General features: G+C 62.4%; 14 protein-coding genes and 1 other annotated feature. Of the genes, 10 read left to right on the top strand and 4 right to left on the bottom strand.

What is annotated here, in order from left to right; all coding sequences use genetic code 11:
* Positions 1 to 146: 146 nt before the first annotated feature.
* From KQI17_RS08335 to KQI17_RS08345, 3 genes are all read right to left on the bottom strand, one after another.
* Entirely contained in the window at positions 147 to 2,294 is a 2,148-nt protein-coding gene (locus tag KQI17_RS08335; RefSeq protein WP_216495718.1) for a polyribonucleotide nucleotidyltransferase, read from the bottom strand.
* A gap of 204 nt (positions 2,295 to 2,498) precedes the next feature.
* Positions 2,499 to 2,765 carry a 30S ribosomal protein S15 gene (gene rpsO, locus KQI17_RS08340; protein WP_022017900.1) on the bottom strand — a complete coding sequence of 89 codons (267 nt, stop codon included), beginning with the start codon at positions 2,763 to 2,765 and terminating at the stop codon, positions 2,499 to 2,501.
* A 247-nt stretch (positions 2,766 to 3,012) separates the two neighbouring features.
* Positions 3,013 to 4,428 (bottom strand): sodium:alanine symporter family protein, encoded by a 1,416-nt coding sequence (locus KQI17_RS08345; protein WP_216495719.1) that lies wholly within the window; start codon positions 4,426 to 4,428, stop codon positions 3,013 to 3,015.
* A 430-nt stretch (positions 4,429 to 4,858) separates the two neighbouring features.
* On the opposite strand from KQI17_RS08345, the gene KQI17_RS08350 reads away from it, so the two are divergent.
* Genes KQI17_RS08350 through KQI17_RS08370 form a run of 5 tightly spaced genes read left to right on the top strand, consistent with a single transcriptional unit; the run spans position 4,859 to position 9,411 of the window.
* Complete coding sequence (locus tag KQI17_RS08350; protein WP_216495720.1) at positions 4,859 to 5,224, top strand: GntR family transcriptional regulator; 366 nt, start codon at positions 4,859 to 4,861, stop codon at positions 5,222 to 5,224.
* Positions 5,221 to 6,120 carry an ABC transporter ATP-binding protein gene (locus KQI17_RS08355; protein ID WP_216495721.1) on the top strand — a complete coding sequence of 300 codons (900 nt, stop codon included), beginning with the start codon at positions 5,221 to 5,223 and terminating at the stop codon, positions 6,118 to 6,120. Before KQI17_RS08350 ends, KQI17_RS08355 begins: the two co-directional genes overlap by 4 nt.
* Positions 6,095 to 8,005 carry a hypothetical protein gene (locus tag KQI17_RS08360; protein ID WP_216495722.1) on the top strand — a complete coding sequence of 637 codons (1,911 nt, stop codon included), beginning with the start codon at positions 6,095 to 6,097 and terminating at the stop codon, positions 8,003 to 8,005. Before KQI17_RS08355 ends, KQI17_RS08360 begins: the two co-directional genes overlap by 26 nt.
* Positions 8,006 to 8,008: 3 nt before the next feature.
* Complete coding sequence (locus tag KQI17_RS08365; RefSeq protein ID WP_216495723.1) at positions 8,009 to 8,647, top strand: N-acetylmuramoyl-L-alanine amidase family protein; 639 nt, start codon at positions 8,009 to 8,011, stop codon at positions 8,645 to 8,647.
* On the top strand, positions 8,644 to 9,411 hold the full coding sequence (locus KQI17_RS08370) for a TraX family protein (RefSeq protein ID WP_216495724.1): 768 nt from the start codon (positions 8,644 to 8,646) through the stop codon (positions 9,409 to 9,411). The genes KQI17_RS08365 and KQI17_RS08370 overlap by 4 nt, the downstream gene beginning before the upstream one ends.
* 37 nt (positions 9,412 to 9,448) lie before the next feature.
* Here KQI17_RS08370 and nudC read toward each other — a convergent pair whose 3' ends face one another.
* On the bottom strand, positions 9,449 to 10,306 hold the full coding sequence (gene nudC / locus KQI17_RS08375) for an NAD(+) diphosphatase (protein ID WP_216495725.1): 858 nt from the start codon (positions 10,304 to 10,306) through the stop codon (positions 9,449 to 9,451).
* A 128-nt stretch (positions 10,307 to 10,434) separates the two neighbouring features.
* Positions 10,435 to 10,659, top strand: a binding site (T-box leader).
* Positions 10,660 to 10,723: 64 nt separating this feature from the next.
* On the opposite strand from nudC, the gene ileS reads away from it, so the two are divergent.
* The 5 genes from ileS (at position 10,724) to KQI17_RS08400 (ending at position 17,978) form a co-directional block, all read left to right on the top strand.
* The gene (gene ileS, locus KQI17_RS08380) at positions 10,724 to 13,483 is read left to right on the top strand and encodes an isoleucine--tRNA ligase (RefSeq protein ID WP_216495726.1); all 2,760 of its coding nucleotides are present in this window, start codon (positions 10,724 to 10,726) and stop codon (positions 13,481 to 13,483) included.
* 32 nt (positions 13,484 to 13,515) lie between these two features.
* Entirely contained in the window at positions 13,516 to 14,121 is a 606-nt protein-coding gene (locus tag KQI17_RS08385; protein ID WP_216495727.1) for a DUF975 family protein, read from the top strand.
* 80 nt (positions 14,122 to 14,201) lie between these two features.
* Positions 14,202 to 14,696 carry a QueT transporter family protein gene (locus tag KQI17_RS08390; RefSeq protein ID WP_216495728.1) on the top strand — a complete coding sequence of 165 codons (495 nt, stop codon included), beginning with the start codon at positions 14,202 to 14,204 and terminating at the stop codon, positions 14,694 to 14,696.
* A gap of 146 nt (positions 14,697 to 14,842) precedes the next feature.
* Positions 14,843 to 16,807 carry a methionine--tRNA ligase gene (gene metG / locus KQI17_RS08395; protein ID WP_216495729.1) on the top strand — a complete coding sequence of 655 codons (1,965 nt, stop codon included), beginning with the start codon at positions 14,843 to 14,845 and terminating at the stop codon, positions 16,805 to 16,807.
* A gap of 400 nt (positions 16,808 to 17,207) precedes the next feature.
* On the top strand, positions 17,208 to 17,978 hold the full coding sequence (locus tag KQI17_RS08400) for a TatD family hydrolase (protein WP_216495730.1): 771 nt from the start codon (positions 17,208 to 17,210) through the stop codon (positions 17,976 to 17,978).
* Positions 17,979 to 17,981 lie beyond the last annotated feature (3 nt).

Genomic DNA, 17,981 nt, shown 5'->3' on the forward strand with positions numbered 1-17,981 from the left:
AATAAGCGAGGCGGCTTCTATTGCTCTTTCCCAATTTTTGTATCATCCCCTTCAGAATGATACCCAGACGCAATACAAGCGCAGCAAGGCGCCGCCTGCCATCGGCAGGCGGCGCCTTATTTTACATTTAAATTCTTGTTTGTCGCTTACTGCTCCTTGGCGGCCTCGGCCTGCTGGGCCTCGATCTCGAGGAGAGCGTCCTTGCGGGAGAGATTCCAGCGGCCCTTTTCGTCGATCTCCATGAACTTGACCCAGATCATGTCGCCGACGGTGACCACGTCCTCGACCTTCTCGACGCGCTTCTTGTCGAGCTTGGAGATGTGCACCAGACCGTCCTTGCCCGGGGCGATCTCCACGAAGGCGCCGAACTGCATCAGGCGCACGACGCGGCCGTAGTACAGCTTGCCGACCTCGGGGACAAACACGATGTCGTCGATGCACTTCTTCGCGGCGTCGCAGGCGGCGGCGTCGGCAGAGGCGATGTGGATGGTGCCGTCGTCGTCGATGTCGATCTTCGCGCCGGTGTCGGCGACGATCTTCTGAATGACGGAGCCGCCCTTACCGATGACCTCGCGGATGCGGTCGGGATCGATCTTCATGGTGATCATCTTGGGCGCGTAGGGGCTGACCTCGGGACGCGGCTCGGCGATGCAGGGCAGCATGATCTGGTCGAGGATCTGCACGCGCGCGTCGTAGGTGATGTCCAGCGCGTTCTTGATGATCGCCATGGTCAGGCCGTCGTTCTTGAGATCCATCTGGATGGCGGTGATGCCCTTCTTCGTACCGGCGACCTTGAAGTCCATTTCGCCGTGGAAGTCCTCAACGCCCTGAATGTCGATGAAGGTGGTGAAATCGTCGCCGTCCTGAATGAGGCCGCAGGAGATGCCGGCGACAGGCGCCTTGATGGGCACGCCGGCGTCCATCAGCGCGAGCGTGGAGCCGCAGATGGAGCCCTGAGAGGTGGAGCCGTTGGAGGAGACGACCTCGCTCACCACGCGGATGGCGTAGGGGAACTCCTCAACGGGCGGAATGACGGGCAGCAGCGCGCGCTCGGCGAGAGCGCCGTGACCGATCTCGCGGCGGCCGGGGCTGCGGGCGGGCTTGGCCTCGCCGACGGAGTAGCCGGGGAAGTTGTAGTGGTGCATATAGCGCTTCTCAGTCTCTTCCCAGATGGTGTCGAGCTTCTGGTTGGCGCTGAGGGTATCGAGAGTGCAGACGGAGAGCACCTGCGTCTGGCCGCGGGTGAACAGGCCCGAGCCATGGACGCGGGGCAGCACGCCGACCTCGGCGGCGAGAGGACGGATCTCGTTCTTCTGACGGCCGTCAACGCGGTGACCCTCGAGCAGCCACGCCTTGACGATCTTCTTCTGGAACTTATAGGTGAACTCGTCGAGGTACTGATCCATGTCGGGATACTCCTCGAGGTACTTCTCGTGCCAGTGCTCGATCATCTCGTTCCAGCGGGCCTCGCGGACGTTCTTGTCGTCGGTATCCATGGCGGCCTTGGCCTCGTCCATGAAGTCGGCAACGATCTTGTCAAAGAGCTCCTGATTGAAGTTCGCGTGGGGATAGTCGAACTTGGGCTTGCCGATCTCGGCGACCATGCGGTTGATCAGCTCGATCTGCTTCTGATTCTCGTTGTGCGCCAGCTCGATGGCACGGTACATCGTGTCGTTATCGACCTCGTTCGCGCCCGCCTCGATCATAACGACCTTCTTGCCGGTGGAGACGACGGTCACGTCAAGGTCGGAGACCTTGCGCTGCTCGCTCGTGGGGTTGAGGACCAGCTCGCCATTGACGAGACCGACCTTCAGCGCGCCGACGGGGCCGTTCCAGGGAATGTCCGAGATGGCGAGGGCGGCGGAGGTGCCGATGAGCGCGGCGATCTCGGGAGAACAGTCGTGGTCGACCGCCATGACGGTCGCCATGATGGACACGTCGTTGCGGAAATCATAGGGGAAGAGCGGGCGGATGGGACGGTCGATGACGCGGCTGGTCAGGATGCCCTTCTCGCCGGGGCGGCCCTCGCGGCGGTTGAAGCTGCCGGGGATGCGGCCGACGGAGTACATCTTCTCCTCAAAGTCGACGGAGAGGGGGAAGAAGTCGATGCCGTCGCGGGGACGGGCGGACGCAGTGGCGCAGACCAGCACGCGGGTGTCGCCGTAGCCGACCATGACGGCGGCGTTGGCGAGCTCGGCGAGCTTGCCGACCTCGAGGGTCAGCGGACGGCCGGCGAGCTCCATTTCATACTTGTGGTAGCCGGGGAATTGACGGTGGGTGATGATGGTGGACATGATCATACTCCTTTTCAGATTTTTGTCGGGAGCCTTGTCCGACCCTTTAGCACTTGAGCTCAGCCGCGAACGCGTCGCGGACAAGATCAACTGCTAAAATGCGGGCGTCGGCTCCCTGTTTTGCGGGCTTTTGCGGGAAAATCGGGGGTGCAAGATAGCAAAACACGCGGGGAAAGAATATCCTTCCCCCGCGCATATTGTCTCTTACTTACGGATGCCGAGCTTGGCGATGATGGCACGATAGCGCTCGATGTCCTTCTTCATGAGGTAGTCGAGCAGGCTGCGGCGCTTACCGATCATCTTGTACAGGCCGCGGCGGGAGTGGTTATCCTGCGCGTGGACCTTGAGGTGCTCGGTGAGCTGGTTGATGCGCTCGGTGAGAATGGCGATCTGGACCTCGGGAGAACCGGTGTCGCTCTCATGGGTGCGGTTGGCTTCGATAATGGCAGTCTTCTGGTCTTTGAGCATCATAGTTGTGTTTCCACCTTTCAAAAATATTCACCCTGAACTGAGCGGCGGGACAGGTGACGATCCGCGTCCTAAGTTCGGGTATGCTCCTCGCGCGCCTTCACGCGCTTTGATATCATACCACGGCTTTTTTCTATTGTAAAGGGAAATCTGCGAAAATATTCCGCGTTTTCTTCCTTTTTTTCGCCGTGGGAGCAAAAAGCGGGACGGACCGCATGGTCCGTCCCGCCGCAGGAGACTGGATATTCGCTTATTCGAGCTTGCCTGCATTCACGCCGTTGAAGTGCTCCTTCGTCAGCTTGATGACCACGGGGCTGAGGAGCAGCACCGCGATCAGGTTCGGGATCGCCATGAGGCCGTTGAGGGTATCGGAGATATCCCACACCAGCTTGAGGTCGGCCACGGAGCCGGCGATGACGACGAGGCAGAAGAGGGCCTGATAGGGGCGGATGATCTTGCTGCCGAAGAGGAACTCCGCGCAGCGGGTGCCGTAGAGCGCCCAGCCGAGGATGGTGGAGGTGGCGAAGAGCAGCAGGCCGACGGCAAGGATCAGGGAGCCGAGCTTGTCGCCGAAGACGCTGGCGAAGCCCGCGACCGCGGTGGGCACGCCCGCGAGATCGTTGTTGCCGTAGTTGCCGGTGGCCGCGCCGGAGCAGAGGACAACGAGGGAGGTCAGGGTGCAGATGACGATGGTGTCCATAAAGACCTCGAAGATGCCGTAGAGGCCCTGCCGGACGGGGTTCTTCTCGGAGGTGGCGGCGTGCGCGATGGGCGCGGAGCCGAGACCGGCCTCATTGGAGAAGACGCCGCGGCCGACGCCCTTGGTGATGGCGAGCTTCATGGTCACGCCCACCGCGCCGCCGACGACGGCGGAGGGGTTGAACGCGCCCTGGAAGATGCTGGCAAACACGTCGGGGATCGTGCCCGCGTTGGCGATAACGACCACGAGCGCGCAGACGATGTAGATGGCCGCCATGCCGGGGACGAGCTTTTCGGTGACCTGACCGATGCGCTTGACGCCGCCGAGGAGCACGAGCGCCACGAAAATGGCGATCACAACGCCGGTGATGAGGCCAATGACCGTGTCAAACTCCTTGGCGTTCTCATGGAACGCGACCGCGACGGAGTTGACGGAGGAAGCGATGGAGTTGATCTGGGAGATGTTGCCGATGCCGAACGCGGCGAGCGCGCCGAACACGGAGAAGATGACGCCCAGCCACTTCCACTTGGGGCCGAGACCGTTCTTGATGTAGTACATCGGGCCGCCGCACCAGTCGCCCTTTTCGTTGCGCTCACGGTACTTGACCGCGAGGGTGACCTCGGAGAACTTGGTGACCATGCCGAAGAGAGCGGAGATCCACATCCAGAACACCGCGCCCGGGCCGCCGAGGATGATCGCGCCGGTGACGCCGGCGATGTTGCCCGTGCCGACCGTGGACGCCAGTGCCGTGGAGACCGCCTGCAGCGGCGTGATCTCGCCCTCGCCCGCTTCGGACTTCTGGAAGATCTTGCCGATGGTGTTCTTCCACCAGTAGCCGATCTTGGAGAACTGAATGAAGCCGACGCGGAAGCTCAGGTAAATGCCCGTGCCGACCAGCAGTGCCAGCATGATGGGTCCCCATACAAAGCCGTTTACCGCACTGTTGATTTCTATGATCTTATCCATGTGATTTCCCCTCTCCTATTAAATTGCATTGCTTTCAAAAGGGCATATTGGGTCTTCCCGCCCTTTCTCTACGGTATTAAGATAGCAGATTCCACGCGCAAAAGCAACCGTCCGACGGCACTTTCTCCATTTTTGTTAAATTGGTACTTTAAAATTATTAAATTTCGTCAATATGACGATTTGGTACAATAGATAAATTCTTAACAGGGCCTTATCGTTCTTCTGTGAGATTTCGCCAATTTCCGAAAAATACTTGACAGAGCGGCGCTCTCATGCTATCCTAACTGTACTAATACGCTTAATACAGTCAGGAGGGATGGCAGCATGGTTTCCTTCAGCGTTCTGACGGTCGGCGTAGGCGCGATCCTTGTGGTCCTGCTCGTCGCCGTCGTCGTACTTCTCAGTCGATAAGCAAACAGGAGGCACCGCTATGATCACCTTGAATTACCGCGACGCGCGCCCGATCTACGAGCAGGTGCGCGACGGGCTGCGGCGGCTGATCGTCTCCGGCGCGATCGCCGACGGGGAAAAGCTCCCCTCGGTGCGCGCGCTGGCCAGTCAGCTCGCCATCAACCCGAACACCATCCAGCGCGCGTACAGCGAGCTGGAATCGGAGGGCTACGCCGCGTCTGTCCCGGGAAAGGGCAGCTTTGCCGTGCGCCGCGAGCGCGCGGAGGACGACGCCCGCCGCCTCGCGCTGATCGACACCCTGCGTGAAACGCTGCGCGAGCTGCGCGCGCTCGGCATGACGACCGCCGAGCTGGACGCCATCTACCGGGAGGAGGAAGAGAAATGATCGAAATTCGTGAGCTGGTGAAGACCTTTGACGGCTTTGCCGCGCTCGACGGCGCGAGCCTGACCGTGCCGCAGGGCGCGATCTACGGTCTCGTGGGGCCGAACGGCGCGGGCAAATCCACGCTGCTGCGCCACCTGACCGGCGTGTACCGGCAGGACAGCGGCAGCATCGCCGTGGACGGCGAGCAGGTGTGGGAGAATGTGGCGGTCAAGCGCCGCATCGCCTCCATTCCAGACGACTGGCACTATTTTATGCAGTCGAGCATCCGCGACATGATGAAATTTTACCGCGGCTTCTATCCGCAGTTCAACATGGAGCGCTATGAAAAGCTGCGCAGCGTCTTTTCGCTGGACGAAAAGCAGCTCATCCGCCGTCTTTCCAAGGGAATGCAGAAGCAGGCGGCGTTCTGGATCGCCATGTGCTGTATGCCGGACTATCTCATTCTGGATGAGCCGGTGGACGGCCTCGACCCCGTGATGCGCCGTCAGGTATGGAGCCTTATCATGCAGGACGTCGCCGAGCGCGGCACGACGGTGCTCGTCTCCAGCCACAACCTGCGCGAGCTGGAGGACGTGTGCGACCACGTCGGCATCATGAATAAGGGAAAGGTCCTGCTCGAGCGCAGCCTTTCCGAGCTGCAGGAGAACACGGTCAAAATGCAGATCGTCTTCCGGGGCGAGGGCGCGCCGGAGCTCCCCGCGGGGCTGAACCTGCTGCACGAGAGCCATCTCGGGCGCGTGTTCACCATCATCTTCCGCGGCAATACGCAGCAGATCACCGAGCGGCTCGCCGCGCTGGACCCCGTGTACATGGAGGCCGTGCCGCTGACGCTGGAGGAAATTTTCATCTATGAGCTGGGAGGTGCCGACTATGCAGTCCGCGACATCGTTCTTTAACCGCGCGCTTTTCCGCAAGAACCTGCAGCGCTTCTGGCCGCTGTGGCTGGGCTACGTCCTGATCTGGCTGCTGCTCCTGCCGCTGCCGCTGCTCAACGAGCTGGCCGACTATCACGGTGTCTCGACCGTGGCCGACGCCTCGTATTACCTGCTGCAGATCGGCGCCTACGGCGGGCTTGTGATGGGCGCCGTGTTCGGCATCTTCTTCGCCATGGCGATGTTCGCCTACCTTACCAACCCCCGCGCCACGCAGGGCTTCCATTCCATGCCTGTGCGGCGTGAGACGCTGTACGCGACCAACTACCTCACCGGCCTTGTGTGCATGGTCTCCGCGCTCGTGCTCGCCTTTGCCCTCGCGGGCATCACCGCCGCCTGCTTCGGCGCGCTGGACCTTACCGCGCTCGGTACCGCGCTGCTCGCCGCCGTGCTCTCGGTGCTGTTCTTCTACTCCTTCGGCGTGTTCTGCATGATGTTCACCGGCCAGATCTTAGCGGCGCCCGTCTTCTACGGGATCCTGAATGTTCTCGCTGCGGGTATGGAGTGGCTCGTGCGCACCTTTGCCGGCAACTTCCTCTACGGCTACAGCGGTTATTCCGCTCCGGAGACCTTCGCCTTCCTCTCGCCTGCCTGGGAGCTTGTCTGCGTGCTGGACGTGAGCAATGTCGCCCGCGTGGACCGCATCCTCAGCGACGGGACGCATCAGGTCATTCGGGGCGACGAGTATATGCTCAGCGGCCTTGGCGTGCTCGGCATCTATGCTGCCGTCGGCATCGTGCTCGCCGTGCTCGGCCTGCTCGTCTACCGCCGCCGCGCGAGCGAGGCGACCGGCTCCATCGTCACCGTGCCGTGGATGTGCCCGGTCTTCAAATACGGCGTAGCGGTCTGCGCCGCGTTCTCGCTCGGGCAGCTTATCTACTTCCTCGTCTTCGGTCTCAACCTCCATAACGGCCAATACTCGCTCCCCGGCACCATCGCCTGTATGCTCTTCACCGGCCTGCTCGGCTACTTCGCCGCGGAAATGCTGCTGCACAAGAGCTTCCGCGTCTGGCGCACAGGCCGCGTCGGCGCGCTGGTGTTCTCCGCCGTGCTGGTGTGCTTCGGCGTCGCCATGTCGCTCGACCTCACCGGCTACGAGGGCTATACGCCCGACGCGGAGGAGGTGGAGTTCGTCTCCGTTTATCTCTCCTCGAACGGCGACTACCTCTCCTGCAAGCTCGACGAGCCGGAGAGCATTGAGCGCACCCTCGCCGCGCACCGCGCGATGATCGCCGACAAGGCGCGCCAGCTCAGCTACGCGCGGACCACCTATGAAACGCCCGCGGACGCTCCGGTCGACAGCTATCTCTATTTCACCGTCACCTACACGCTCACGGACGGGCGCGTCGTGCGCCGCAGCTACGTCGACTGCCGCGCCTTCTCCCGGGAGCTGAACGAGCCCGGCTCCGTCGCGCAGACGATGACGGCGCTGCTCAACTGTCCCGAGGCCGCACTCGACCGCGTGCTCGGCGAGCTGGCGGACGACAAGAGCAACGCCTATCTCACCGGCGGCTACTACGACGTCGTCAGCGACGGCGCCTACGGCGAGGACGACGGCGAGCTGACCTCCGCGCAGGCCAACACGCTCGTCTCCGCGCTGCGCCGCGACTACGAGGCGGGTCACGCCTCCAACGCCTCGCTCTTTGAGGACACGCTCTACAGCGGCAGCTTCTACGTTGAGCTGGAGCTGTGGTACAGCGTCCGGATGGACGAGAAACCGACCGACCGGTCGATCGACACGGCCTCGAGCGGCAGCGTCTGTGCGATCGTCACGCCGGGCATGACCTGCACGCTCGAAGCGCTTGCCGGCATGGGCATCGAAACGCCCGCGACCGCGCGCGGCTTCTGACGCATGGCTGCACGAAAAAAGCGCAGACGCGTCCGGCTGGAGCGGGCGGTCATCGCCGTGCTCGTTCTCTGCATCGGCGCGGAGCTGGTCTACTGGTTCCGCCACCGCGGCGTCCCCGGCGCGGATGTGTCCGCGCCGGAATGGGTGGAGCAGGATATCCTGCCGCTCAACCCGTATTCCCGCCCCGGCACGCCGCTCGAGACGATCGACGGCGTGGTCGTCCACTACGTCGGAAACCCCGGCACCTCGGCGGCGGCAAACCGCAGCTTCTTCGCCAACCTTGCCCTCACGCACGAGACCTATGCCAGCGCCCACTTCGTCGTGGGGCTGGAGGGCGAGGTGCTCCAATGCGTCCCGCTCACTGAGATCGCCTACTGCTCCTCGCAGGCGAACAGCCACACCGTTTCCATCGAGGTCTGCCACGCGGATGAGGCGGGCGAGTTCTCCGCCGAGACGATGGCGAGCCTTCTGCGCCTGACCGCGTGGCTGTGCGAGGAATTCGATCTCGCTCCCGCCGACGTCATCCGCCACTACGACGTGACCGGCAAAATTTGTCCGAAATACTACGTCGACCACCCCGAGGCGTGGGAGGACTTCCGCTCCGCTCTCCGCGCGGCGCGCACACAGGAGAACCCTTCATGAAACAGATCCCCAAAAAGCTGAGCGGCTTCGCGCTCAAATACATCGCCATGGTCTCCATGCTCTGCGACCATGCGAATATGCTCGTGATCCGGCGCGGCTTTTTCGCGCCGTTCCGCGGTGAGGACGGAAGCACGCTCATCCCGCAGAACGCGCCCGCATGGCTCGGCGCCGTGCAGGGCGTCTACCGCGTGTTTGATGTACTGGGCCACCTCGCTTTTCCGCTCTATGTCTTCCTGCTCGCCGAGGGCTTCACGCACACACGGGACCGGAAGCGGTATTTCCTCACGCTGCTGGCCTTTGCCCTTGTCAGCGAGCCGGTCTTCAACCTCGCGCACTATGAGCAGTGGACCGGTCCCGCGCTTCAAAACGTACTCTTTACGCTCTCGCTCTCCTGTCTGGAGCTATTCGTGCTCGCACGCATTGAGTCCGACGCGGCAGAGCGCGGGAAGCGGATAGCGCTGTACGTCCTGACCTGTCTCGTCTTCGGCGCGGCGGCGTTTGCCGTCCGCAGCGAATACGTCTTTCTCGGCACGCTCTCCGCCGCGCTTTTCTATCTGCTGCGCTCGGCGGGCGTATGGCGGCTCGCGGGACTGCTCCCGCTGCTCATCGCCTCGCCGTGGGTGCTGCTGTGCGCACCGCTCCTGCTGCTCTACAGCGGCGAACGCGGGCGGCGCGGCGGAAAATATTTCTTTTACATTTTCTATCCCGCGCACTTTCTCCTTTTGCAGCTGCTCGGGAAATGGATCGCTACAGCCCTTGCATAAGGAAAGCGCGGAGCCTTCTGCTCCGCGCTTTTTCATCTTATTCCGACACCGGCTCGTACTCTCGCCCCGCGGCAAAGCGGGCGATCATCTCGCTCGTGAGGGCGACGCCGTTGTCACGGTAGTCGCGGCGCAGCTCCTCGCGGCTGACCCACGCGCCGTCCGCCAGCTCGAAGTTGTCGAGATGGATGGTCTCGTCGCCGTCCAGCTCGCACCAGTAGCCGAGCAGCAGCCCGCCGCCGGAGATGCCCCACGGCTGAGACTTATAGTAGCGCAGGTTTTTGACCTTGAGGCCGACCTCCTCCATCACCTCACGGCGGACGGTCTGCTCGGCGGTCTCGCCGAACTCGGTAAAGCCCGCGATGAGCGCCGTGCGCGTCGCGCCGGGGCGGTTCGCGTACTGCGTGAGCAGCAGGTAGTCGCCGTGCGTCACCGCCACGATGACCGAGGGGTTGATGCGCGGGAAGATCATATTGCCGCACCTGGGGCAGTGCATCATGCGCTCGTTGACATCGTGCTCGAGCGGCGTGCCGCAGCGGCCGCAGAACCTCGTGTCGCGGTACCAGCAGCACAGGTGCCACGCGCTGACCGCGGCGAAGGCGATCTCCTTCGGCTGCTCGGTGCGGAAAATATTGATGTCGCGGTAGGTCCAGCCGTCCGGCTCGCGCGGCGTTTCGTCGCGCAGGAGGTAGTATTCCCTGCCGTCCAGCTCAAAAAGATAGGTGAACCTCTCGTCGCCGTCGGGAAACATGGCGCGGCTCGGGAGCTTGAGTCCGTTGTCGTCGATGCGGCAGAGGAGGTTTCTCCCGCAGAACTGCACGACGGCGCTCGACCTTTTCGGCACGGCGTTCGGCTTCCATTCGTTGTATAAATGCTTCGGCTCGATATCGTGGATCATGGCGCAACCTCCGGAATTTGTCGCTTTCGCGTATTTTTTGCCGATAGTATAGCCTATTTTTGCCGCTTCCGCAAGCATTTTCAGCCTTGACAAAGCGAAAGAATGCGGGTAGAATGACCGTAATATGTGGAATTGTGCAGATGAGGACAAGTAGCTCCCCGTCCGCCCGCAAAGAGAGCTGCCGGTCGGTGCGAGGCAGCGGGGCGCGGAGAGCGAATATCACCTCGGAGCAGGCGTCTGAAGCCGCAGTAGGACAGCCCGGGTGCGACCGTTACATCGCGGCATTTGAGCGGCTGCCGGAACGGCGGCAAGAAGAGTGGTACCGCAGAGTATGGTTATGCTTTGTCTCTTTCGTCCGGGAGACAGAGCATTTTTATTTTGCAGCAAACAGAAAAATTCACATAAAGGAGACACGACATGGATTACAAAGCGACGCTGAATATGCCGAAGTCCGGCTTCCCGATGCGCGCGGGGCTTCCCAAGCGCGAGCCTGAGATGCTCAAGCATTGGGAGGAAATGGACCTCTACAACGTGATGCTCAAGAAGAACGAGGGCAAGCCCCGCTTCGCTCTGCACGACGGCCCTCCGTTCTCCAACGGCGGACTGCACATGGGCCACGCGCTCAACAAGTCCCTCAAGGACTTCATCACCCGCTCCTACGCGATGCGCGGCTACTACACGCCCTATATCCCCGGCTGGGACAACCACGGTATGCCCATTGAGAGCGCCATCATCAAGGAGCAGAAGCTCAACCGCAAGGCCATGAGCGTTGCAGACTTCCGCACCGCCTGCCACCAGTATGCCGACAAGTACATCGGCATCCAGATGGAGGGCTTCAAGCGCATCGGCGTGCTCGGCGACTGGGAGCACCCCTACAAGACCATGGATCCCGGCTTCGAAGCCGAGGAGGTCAAGGTCTTCGGCGCAATGTACAAGAAGGGCTACATCTACAAGGGCCTCAAGCCCGTGTACTGGTGCTATCACGATGAGACGGCGCTGGCCGAGGCGGAGATCGAATATCAGGACGACCCCTGCACGACCGTGTACGTCAAGTTCCCGATGCACGACGACCTCAGCAAGCTCGGCCATCTCGACAAGAGCAAGCTCAGCTTCGTCATTTGGACGACCACGATCTGGACGCTGCCCGGCAACCTCGCCATCGCGCTGCATCCCGACGAGAGCTACGCCATCGTCCGCAACGACGACAACGGCGAAATGTACATCGTCGCCGAGGCGCTCGTCGAGAAGGTCATGGCCGTTGGCAAGGTCGAGCACTACACCGTCGTCGAGACCCACCCCGGCAACTTCTATGAGAATATGCTCGCGCAGCATCCGTTCCTGCCCAAGACCAGCCGTCTGGTCCTCGCCGATTATGTTACGATGGATTCCGGTACGGGCTGCGTCCACACCGCCCCCGGCTTCGGCGCGGACGACTATCAGACCTGCCGCCGCTACGGCATGGATATGGTCGTGCCCGTCAACGATCAGGGCCGCCACACCGACTATGCCGGCAAGTATGAGGGAATGCTCGTGGAGGAGTCCAACCCCGTCATCCTCAACGATATGAAGGAGGCCGGCTCCCTCTTCGCTTCCGAGGAGATCGTGCATAGCTATCCGCATTGCTGGCGCTGCAAGAAGCCCATCATCTTCCGCGCCACCCCGCAGTGGTTCTGCTCCGTCGATTCCTTTAAGGACGAGGCCTGCGCCGCGTGCGACGACGTGCGCTGGGTCCCGGGCTGGGGCATCGACCGCATGAAGAGCATGATCCGTGAGCGCGCCGACTGGTGCATCAGCCGTCAGCGCCGCTGGGGTCTGCCCATTCCCGTGTTCTACTGCGCCGACTGCGGCAAGCCTGTCTGCACCGACGAGACCATCGAGGCCGTTTCCGCCCTCTTTGCCGAAAAAGGCTCCAACGCCTGGTTCGAGATGGACGCCGCCGACATTCTGCCCAAGGGCTTCGCCTGCCCGCACTGCGGCAAGAGCACCGGCTTCACCAAGGAGGAGGACACGCTCGACGGCTGGTTCGACTCCGGCTCCACGCACTTCGCCGCGATGAAGAAGGATCAGGGCTTCTGGCCCGCCACGATGTACCTCGAGGGCCTCGACCAGTACCGCGGCTGGTTCCAGTCCTCCCTGCTGACTGCCGTGGGCGCGTTCGGCGAGGGCGCTCCCTTCAAGGAGTGCGTCACCCACGGCTGGACCGTGGACGGCGAGGGCCGCGCGATGCACAAGAGCCTCGGCAACGGCGTCGATCCCGCCGACATTTTCAACGAGAACGGTGCGGACATTCTGCGTCTGTGGGCGGCGAGCGCCGACTATCACGCGGATGTGCGCTGCTCCAAGGCCATCTTCCAGCAGCTCAGCCAGAACTATCTCAAGTTCCGCAACACCTGCAAGTTCATGCTCGATAACCTGGTGGACTTTGACCCCGCGCACCTCACCAAGGCCGAGGATATGCCGGTGCTCGACCGCTGGCTCATCACCAAGCTCAACGAGCTGATCGAAAAGGTCGAGCAGTCCTACAACGACTACGAGTTCCACATCATCACCCACGCGGTCAACGATTTCTGCGTCACCACGCTTTCGAGCTTCTACCTCGATATTGTGAAGGACCGCCTGTACTGCGAGGCGGCGGACTCCGCCGAGCGCCGCAGTGCCCAGACCGCGCTCTACCTCACGCTCTCGACCCTTGCCAAGCTCTTCGCGCCCATCCTCGCCTTCACCTGCGATGAGATCTGGCTCGCCATGCCGCACACCGCCGAGGACGACGCGCGCAACGTGGTGCTCAACGACATGAACAAGCCCTTCACCGCCTACGCGCTCGACGCCGAGACCATGGCGCGCTGGGAGCACATCATCGAGGTCCGCACCGCCGTCAACGGCGCGCTCGAGGAGGCCCGCGCGGCGAAGGTCATCGGCAAGAGCCTGGAGGCCGACGTGCATCTGACCGTGCCGGAGGGCGATGTGTTCCTCGCGGACGAGAACCCCGCGGCGCTCGCCGACCTGTTCATTGTCTCCAAGGTCGAGCTGACCGTCGGCGGCGAGCTTGCCGTCAAGGTCGAAAACGCCGCCGGCACGAAGTGCCCGCGCTGCTGGAAGCACTCCCTCACGCCCAACGCCGAGGGGCTGTGCCCGCGCTGCGCCGAGGTCGTGCGCCATCTGCCCGACCTGCTGTAAGCGAAATATTGTGTGATAAGGAGAAGATTCGCATGACAAGAAGCGAATGGAAGGCAGCCGCCCGCGCCCGGCTCGGCGGCGGCATCTTCAAGGATCAATGGCTCATGGGCGTGGTGTTCTGTCTGGTGGTCTCCGCCATCGTCGGCGCCGCCGGCAGCATTCTCCCCGGCGTCGGCGCGCTCGTCGTCACCGGCCCGATGCTCTACGCGCAGAAATATGCCTTCCTCGCGCAGGCGCGCGAGGGCCGAGGCATTGACCTCAACGATCTGTTCCGCGGCTTTCGGGACGATTTCGGCGGCATGCTGCTCATCAGTCTGCTCTCCGGGCTCTTTATCTTCCTGTGGAGCCTGCTGCTTTTCATCCCCGGCATCGTCAAGGCCTACGCCTACTCCATGGTCTACTACGTCAAGGCCGACCACCCCGAATACGGCTGGAGGGAATGTCTGGACGAGAGCCAGCGCCTGATGACCGGTCACAAGTGGGAGAAGTTCGTGCTCGATCTGAGCTTTATCGGCTGGGGCATTGTCGGCTCGCTGTGCCTTGGCGTCGGCACGCTGTGGGTCATGACCTACATGGCGGCGACCGAAGCGCAATACTACGAGTACCTGACCTCCGGCAGGACCTCCCCCGAATTTTAAGGCAGCGTCAGGCGGTCCTGCGGGGCCGCCTGACCGTCTTTCCCCTGCGTCTGTTTACATTTCCAAGAAAGGATACCCCTATGGAGCTGCAATACTCTACCCGCGATCTCGCCCGCGCCGCCGTCATTGCCGCCGCCTACGCGGCGCTCGCGTGGATCTCCAATTTCTTCGGCCTCGCCTTTCCCGCGATCCAGTTCCGCCTGAGCGAGGCTCTGTGCGTGCTGCCCTGCCGCGACCGCAAGGCGGCGATCCCCGGTCTTGCCGTGGGCTGCCTGATCACCAACCTGCTCAGTCCCTACGGCCTGCTCGATCTGGTCGTCGGCACGCTCGCCACGCTGCTCGCCGCCGTGTGGTCGGGCCGCTGCCGCAGCGCATGGACCGCCGCCGTGCCGCCGGTCGTCTGCAACGCCGTAATCGTCGGCGCGATGCTCGCGTGGGAAAGCACGGGCTTCTCCGCCGCGTTCGCGGGGCTGTTCGCCTACAACGCGCTGACGGTCGGCATCGGCGAGGCCGCCGTGTGCTTCCTGCTCGGCGTACCGCTGCTGCGCGCGCTGGAAAAGCGCGCCATCGCGTAAGAATACCTCAAAAAAACGGCGTTATTTGCGCGGAGCCCGCGCAAATAACGCCGTACCTCTTGCAAAAATGTCCTCAAATGTGCTAAACTAAAGAGAATTTATGCCCCGCTTTCATTCGGCGCGGGCAGGAAAAGAGGAAGATACCCATGGAACAGAAACGATTCTATATCACCACGCCCATTTACTACCCGTCGGACAAGCTGCACATCGGCCACACCTACTGCACGGTGGCGACCGACGCGATGGCGCGCTACAAGCGCCTGACCGGCTACGACGTGATGTTCCTGACCGGAACGGACGAGCACGGTCAGAAGATCGAGGACAAGGCCAAGGCCGCGGGCGTGACCCCGCAGCAGTTCGTGGACAACATCGTCTGCGGCGAGAAGGGCATCCTCGATCTGTGGAAGCTGATGAACATCTCCAACGACCGCTTCATCCGCACCACCGACGATTACCACGTCGAGGCCATCCAGAAGATCTTCAGGAAGATGCACGACAACGGCGACATCTACAAGGGCAAGTACGTCGGCAAATACTGCAAGCCCTGCGAGAGCTTCTGGACCGAGAGCCAGCTCGTGGACGGCAAGTGCCCCGACTGCGGGCGTGAGGTGGAGGACGCCGAGGAGGAGGCCTACTTCTTCAAGCTGAGCAAGTACGCCGACCGCGTGCAGCACCTGCTCGAGGACACGGATTTCCTCCAGCCCGCCAGCCGCGTGAACGAGATGGTGAACAACTTCATCAAGCCCGGCCTTGAGGATCTGTGCGTTTCCCGCACGAGCTTCACCTGGGGCGTGCCGGTGGACTTCGACCCCGGTCACGTCGTCTATGTCTGGGTCGATGCGCTGTTCAACTACTGCACCGCTCTCGGCTTCATGAACGAAAAGTACGACGATTACGATAAGTTCTGGCCCGCCGACGTCCACTTTGTCGGCAAGGAGATCGTCCGCTTCCACTCCATCATCTGGCCCGCGATGCTCATGAGCATGGGTATGCCGCTGCCCAAGCACGTCTACGGCCACGGCTGGCTCGTCATGGACGGCGGCAAGATGAGCAAATCCAAGGGCAATGTCGTCGATCCCTATGTGCTTGCCGAGCGCTTCGGCGTCGACGCGCTGCGCTTCTTCCTGCTGCGTACCTTCCCGTTCGGCTCCGACGGCAATTTCAGCAACGAGCTGCTCATCAACACCATCAACGTCGATCTTGCCAACGACCTCGGAAACCTCGTCTCCCGCACGACCGCCATGGTCGAGAAGTATTTCGGCGGTACGCTGCCCGTCGAGCGCGCCGAGGGCGAGTTCGACGCCGATCTCATCGCGGCGGTCTCCGCCCTGCGCGGCAAGTACGAGGCCGAGATGGAGAAATTCCAGTTCCAGAACGGTCTGGAGACCATCTTCAAGGTCATTCAGCGCGCGAACAAGTATATCGACGAGACCGCGCCGTGGGTGCTCGCCAAGGACGAGGCCAACCGCGCGCGCCTTGCCAGCGTGATGTACAACCTCCTCGAGACCATCCGCATCTGCACCATCCTGCTCACGCCGTTCATTCCCGCCTCCTGCGAGAAGATCTTCGCGCAGATCGGCGCGGCGACAGACTGCCGCGATTGGGACAGCGCCGCCGAATGGGGCCGCCTGAGCGCGAGCGTCACCGTCCACAAGGGCGAGGCCATCTTCCCGCGCATCGACATGGAAAAGGCGCTCGCCGAGCTGGAGGCCATTCAGGAGGCGCAGAAGAAGGCCGCGCTCCCCGCGCTGGAGATCGAGCCTCTGACGGAGGAGAAGGTCGATTTCGACACCTTCTGCAGATCCGACTTCCGCGCCGTCAAGGTCAAGGCCTGCGAAGCTGTGAAGAAGAGCGATAAGCTGCTGCGCTTCACGCTCGACGACGGCACCGGCACCGACCGCCAGATCCTCTCCGGCATCCACAAGTGGTACGAGCCGGAGCAGCTCGTCGGCAAGACGCTGGTCGCCATCGTCAACCTGCCGCCGCGCAAGATGATGGGGCTCGAGAGCTGCGGTATGCTGCTCTCCGCCACCCACACCGAGAAGGGGCAGGAGGTCCTGAACCTCATTATGGTGGACGATAAGATCCCCGCCGGCGCAAAGCTGTGCTGAAATAGAAGCAAAGGGGCTATCTCTTAGTTGAAGAGATAGCCCCTTTAGAACCCCAGAGACAACGAGGGGCTTCTTCACCGTCGCGGCAAAGCAATTCCCGCGCCTCTTTGGGCGCGCCAATTGCGCCGCTTCCTCGAAACCGCCTCGCTTTTTCCGCCACCGGCGGCGCTTCGGCGCTTTCCCCTCGACCCCACGAACTGCCAATACGAAGCTTTATTTCAGCAGCCGTATGAAGCTATTTTCCCTCAGTCGATTTGATGTACTTCTTGTTCCGCTCAGCCGCTGCTGCCATGCGGTCACGGAGCCGGCAAAAGGCTTTTCCGCAGCAAGGCTGTACACCGTTTTTAAAACTGCCCTTTTGCTGAGGATCATCCCCTCTAACAAAAAGAAAGGACATCCTATGAGCTTGATTTTTGACACCCACGCGCACTACGACGACGAGGCGTTTGATGCCGACCGCGAGACGCTGCTCGCCTCCATGCCCGAACACGGCGTGGGACTGATCCTCGACCCCGGCTGTGATTTGGAGTCCTCCCGCCGCGCGGTGGAGCTGGCGCGGACCTATCCGCACGTCTACGCCGCCGTCGGCTGTCATCCCGAGAACTGCGCGCCCTACACGGAGGGCAGTCTGGACACGCTCCGCGCGTGGGCGCGGGAGCCGAAGGTCGTTGCCATCGGCGAGATCGGGCTGGACTACTACTGGGAGCAGAACCCGCCGCGAGAGCTTCAGCAGAGGGTGCTGCGCGATCAGCTTGCGCTGGCGCAGGAGCTGGACCTCCCCGTCATCGTGCACGACCGCGAGGCGCACGCCGACAGTCTTGCCATCGTGCAGGAATTTCCCGCTGTGCGCGGTGTGTTCCACTGCTTTTCCGGCAGCGTCGAGATGGCGCGCGAGCTCTTAAAGCGCGGCTGGTATCTCGGCTTTGACGGCCCCGTGACCTACAAAAACGCCCGCAAAACGGTCGAGGTCGCGCTCGAGTGCCCGCTCGACCGGATGCTGCTGGAAACGGACAGCCCCTATATGGCCCCCGTCCCCGTGCGCGGCACGCGCAACGACTCGCGCAGCGTCCGCTATATCGCGGAAAAGCTCGCGGCGCTGCGGGGTCTGGACACAGACGAGCTGATCCGCCTGACCGCCGAAAACGGCAGGCGGCTGTTCGGGATCAGATAACGG

Origin of the sequence: Oscillibacter sp. MSJ-31 (genome assembly GCF_018918025.1) — a bacterium.
Classification (GTDB): domain Bacteria; phylum Bacillota; class Clostridia; order Oscillospirales; family Oscillospiraceae; genus Hominicoprocola.

Bases quoted from the DNA above. Each gene is read 5' to 3' on its own strand.
- KQI17_RS08335 (WP_216495718.1), bottom strand. From the start codon at position 2,294: ATGTCCACCATCATCACCCACCGTCAATTCCCCGGCTACCACAAGTAT.
- rpsO (WP_022017900.1), bottom strand. From the start codon at position 2,765: ATGATGCTCAAAGACCAGAAGACTGCCATTATCGAAGCCAACCGCACC.
- ileS (WP_216495726.1), top strand. From the start codon at position 10,724: ATGGATTACAAAGCGACGCTGAATATGCCGAAGTCCGGCTTCCCGATG.
- KQI17_RS08390 (WP_216495728.1), top strand. From the start codon at position 14,202: ATGGAGCTGCAATACTCTACCCGCGATCTCGCCCGCGCCGCCGTCATT.
- KQI17_RS08365 (WP_216495723.1), top strand. From the start codon at position 8,009: ATGGCTGCACGAAAAAAGCGCAGACGCGTCCGGCTGGAGCGGGCGGTC.
- KQI17_RS08350 (WP_216495720.1), top strand. From the start codon at position 4,859: ATGATCACCTTGAATTACCGCGACGCGCGCCCGATCTACGAGCAGGTG.
- KQI17_RS08400 (WP_216495730.1), top strand. From the start codon at position 17,208: ATGAGCTTGATTTTTGACACCCACGCGCACTACGACGACGAGGCGTTT.
- KQI17_RS08355 (WP_216495721.1), top strand. From the start codon at position 5,221: ATGATCGAAATTCGTGAGCTGGTGAAGACCTTTGACGGCTTTGCCGCG.
- KQI17_RS08360 (WP_216495722.1), top strand. From the start codon at position 6,095: ATGCAGTCCGCGACATCGTTCTTTAACCGCGCGCTTTTCCGCAAGAAC.
- KQI17_RS08370 (WP_216495724.1), top strand. From the start codon at position 8,644: ATGAAACAGATCCCCAAAAAGCTGAGCGGCTTCGCGCTCAAATACATC.
- nudC (WP_216495725.1), bottom strand. From the start codon at position 10,306: ATGATCCACGATATCGAGCCGAAGCATTTATACAACGAATGGAAGCCG.
- KQI17_RS08385 (WP_216495727.1), top strand. From the start codon at position 13,516: ATGACAAGAAGCGAATGGAAGGCAGCCGCCCGCGCCCGGCTCGGCGGC.
- metG (WP_216495729.1), top strand. From the start codon at position 14,843: ATGGAACAGAAACGATTCTATATCACCACGCCCATTTACTACCCGTCG.
- KQI17_RS08345 (WP_216495719.1), bottom strand. From the start codon at position 4,428: ATGGATAAGATCATAGAAATCAACAGTGCGGTAAACGGCTTTGTATGG.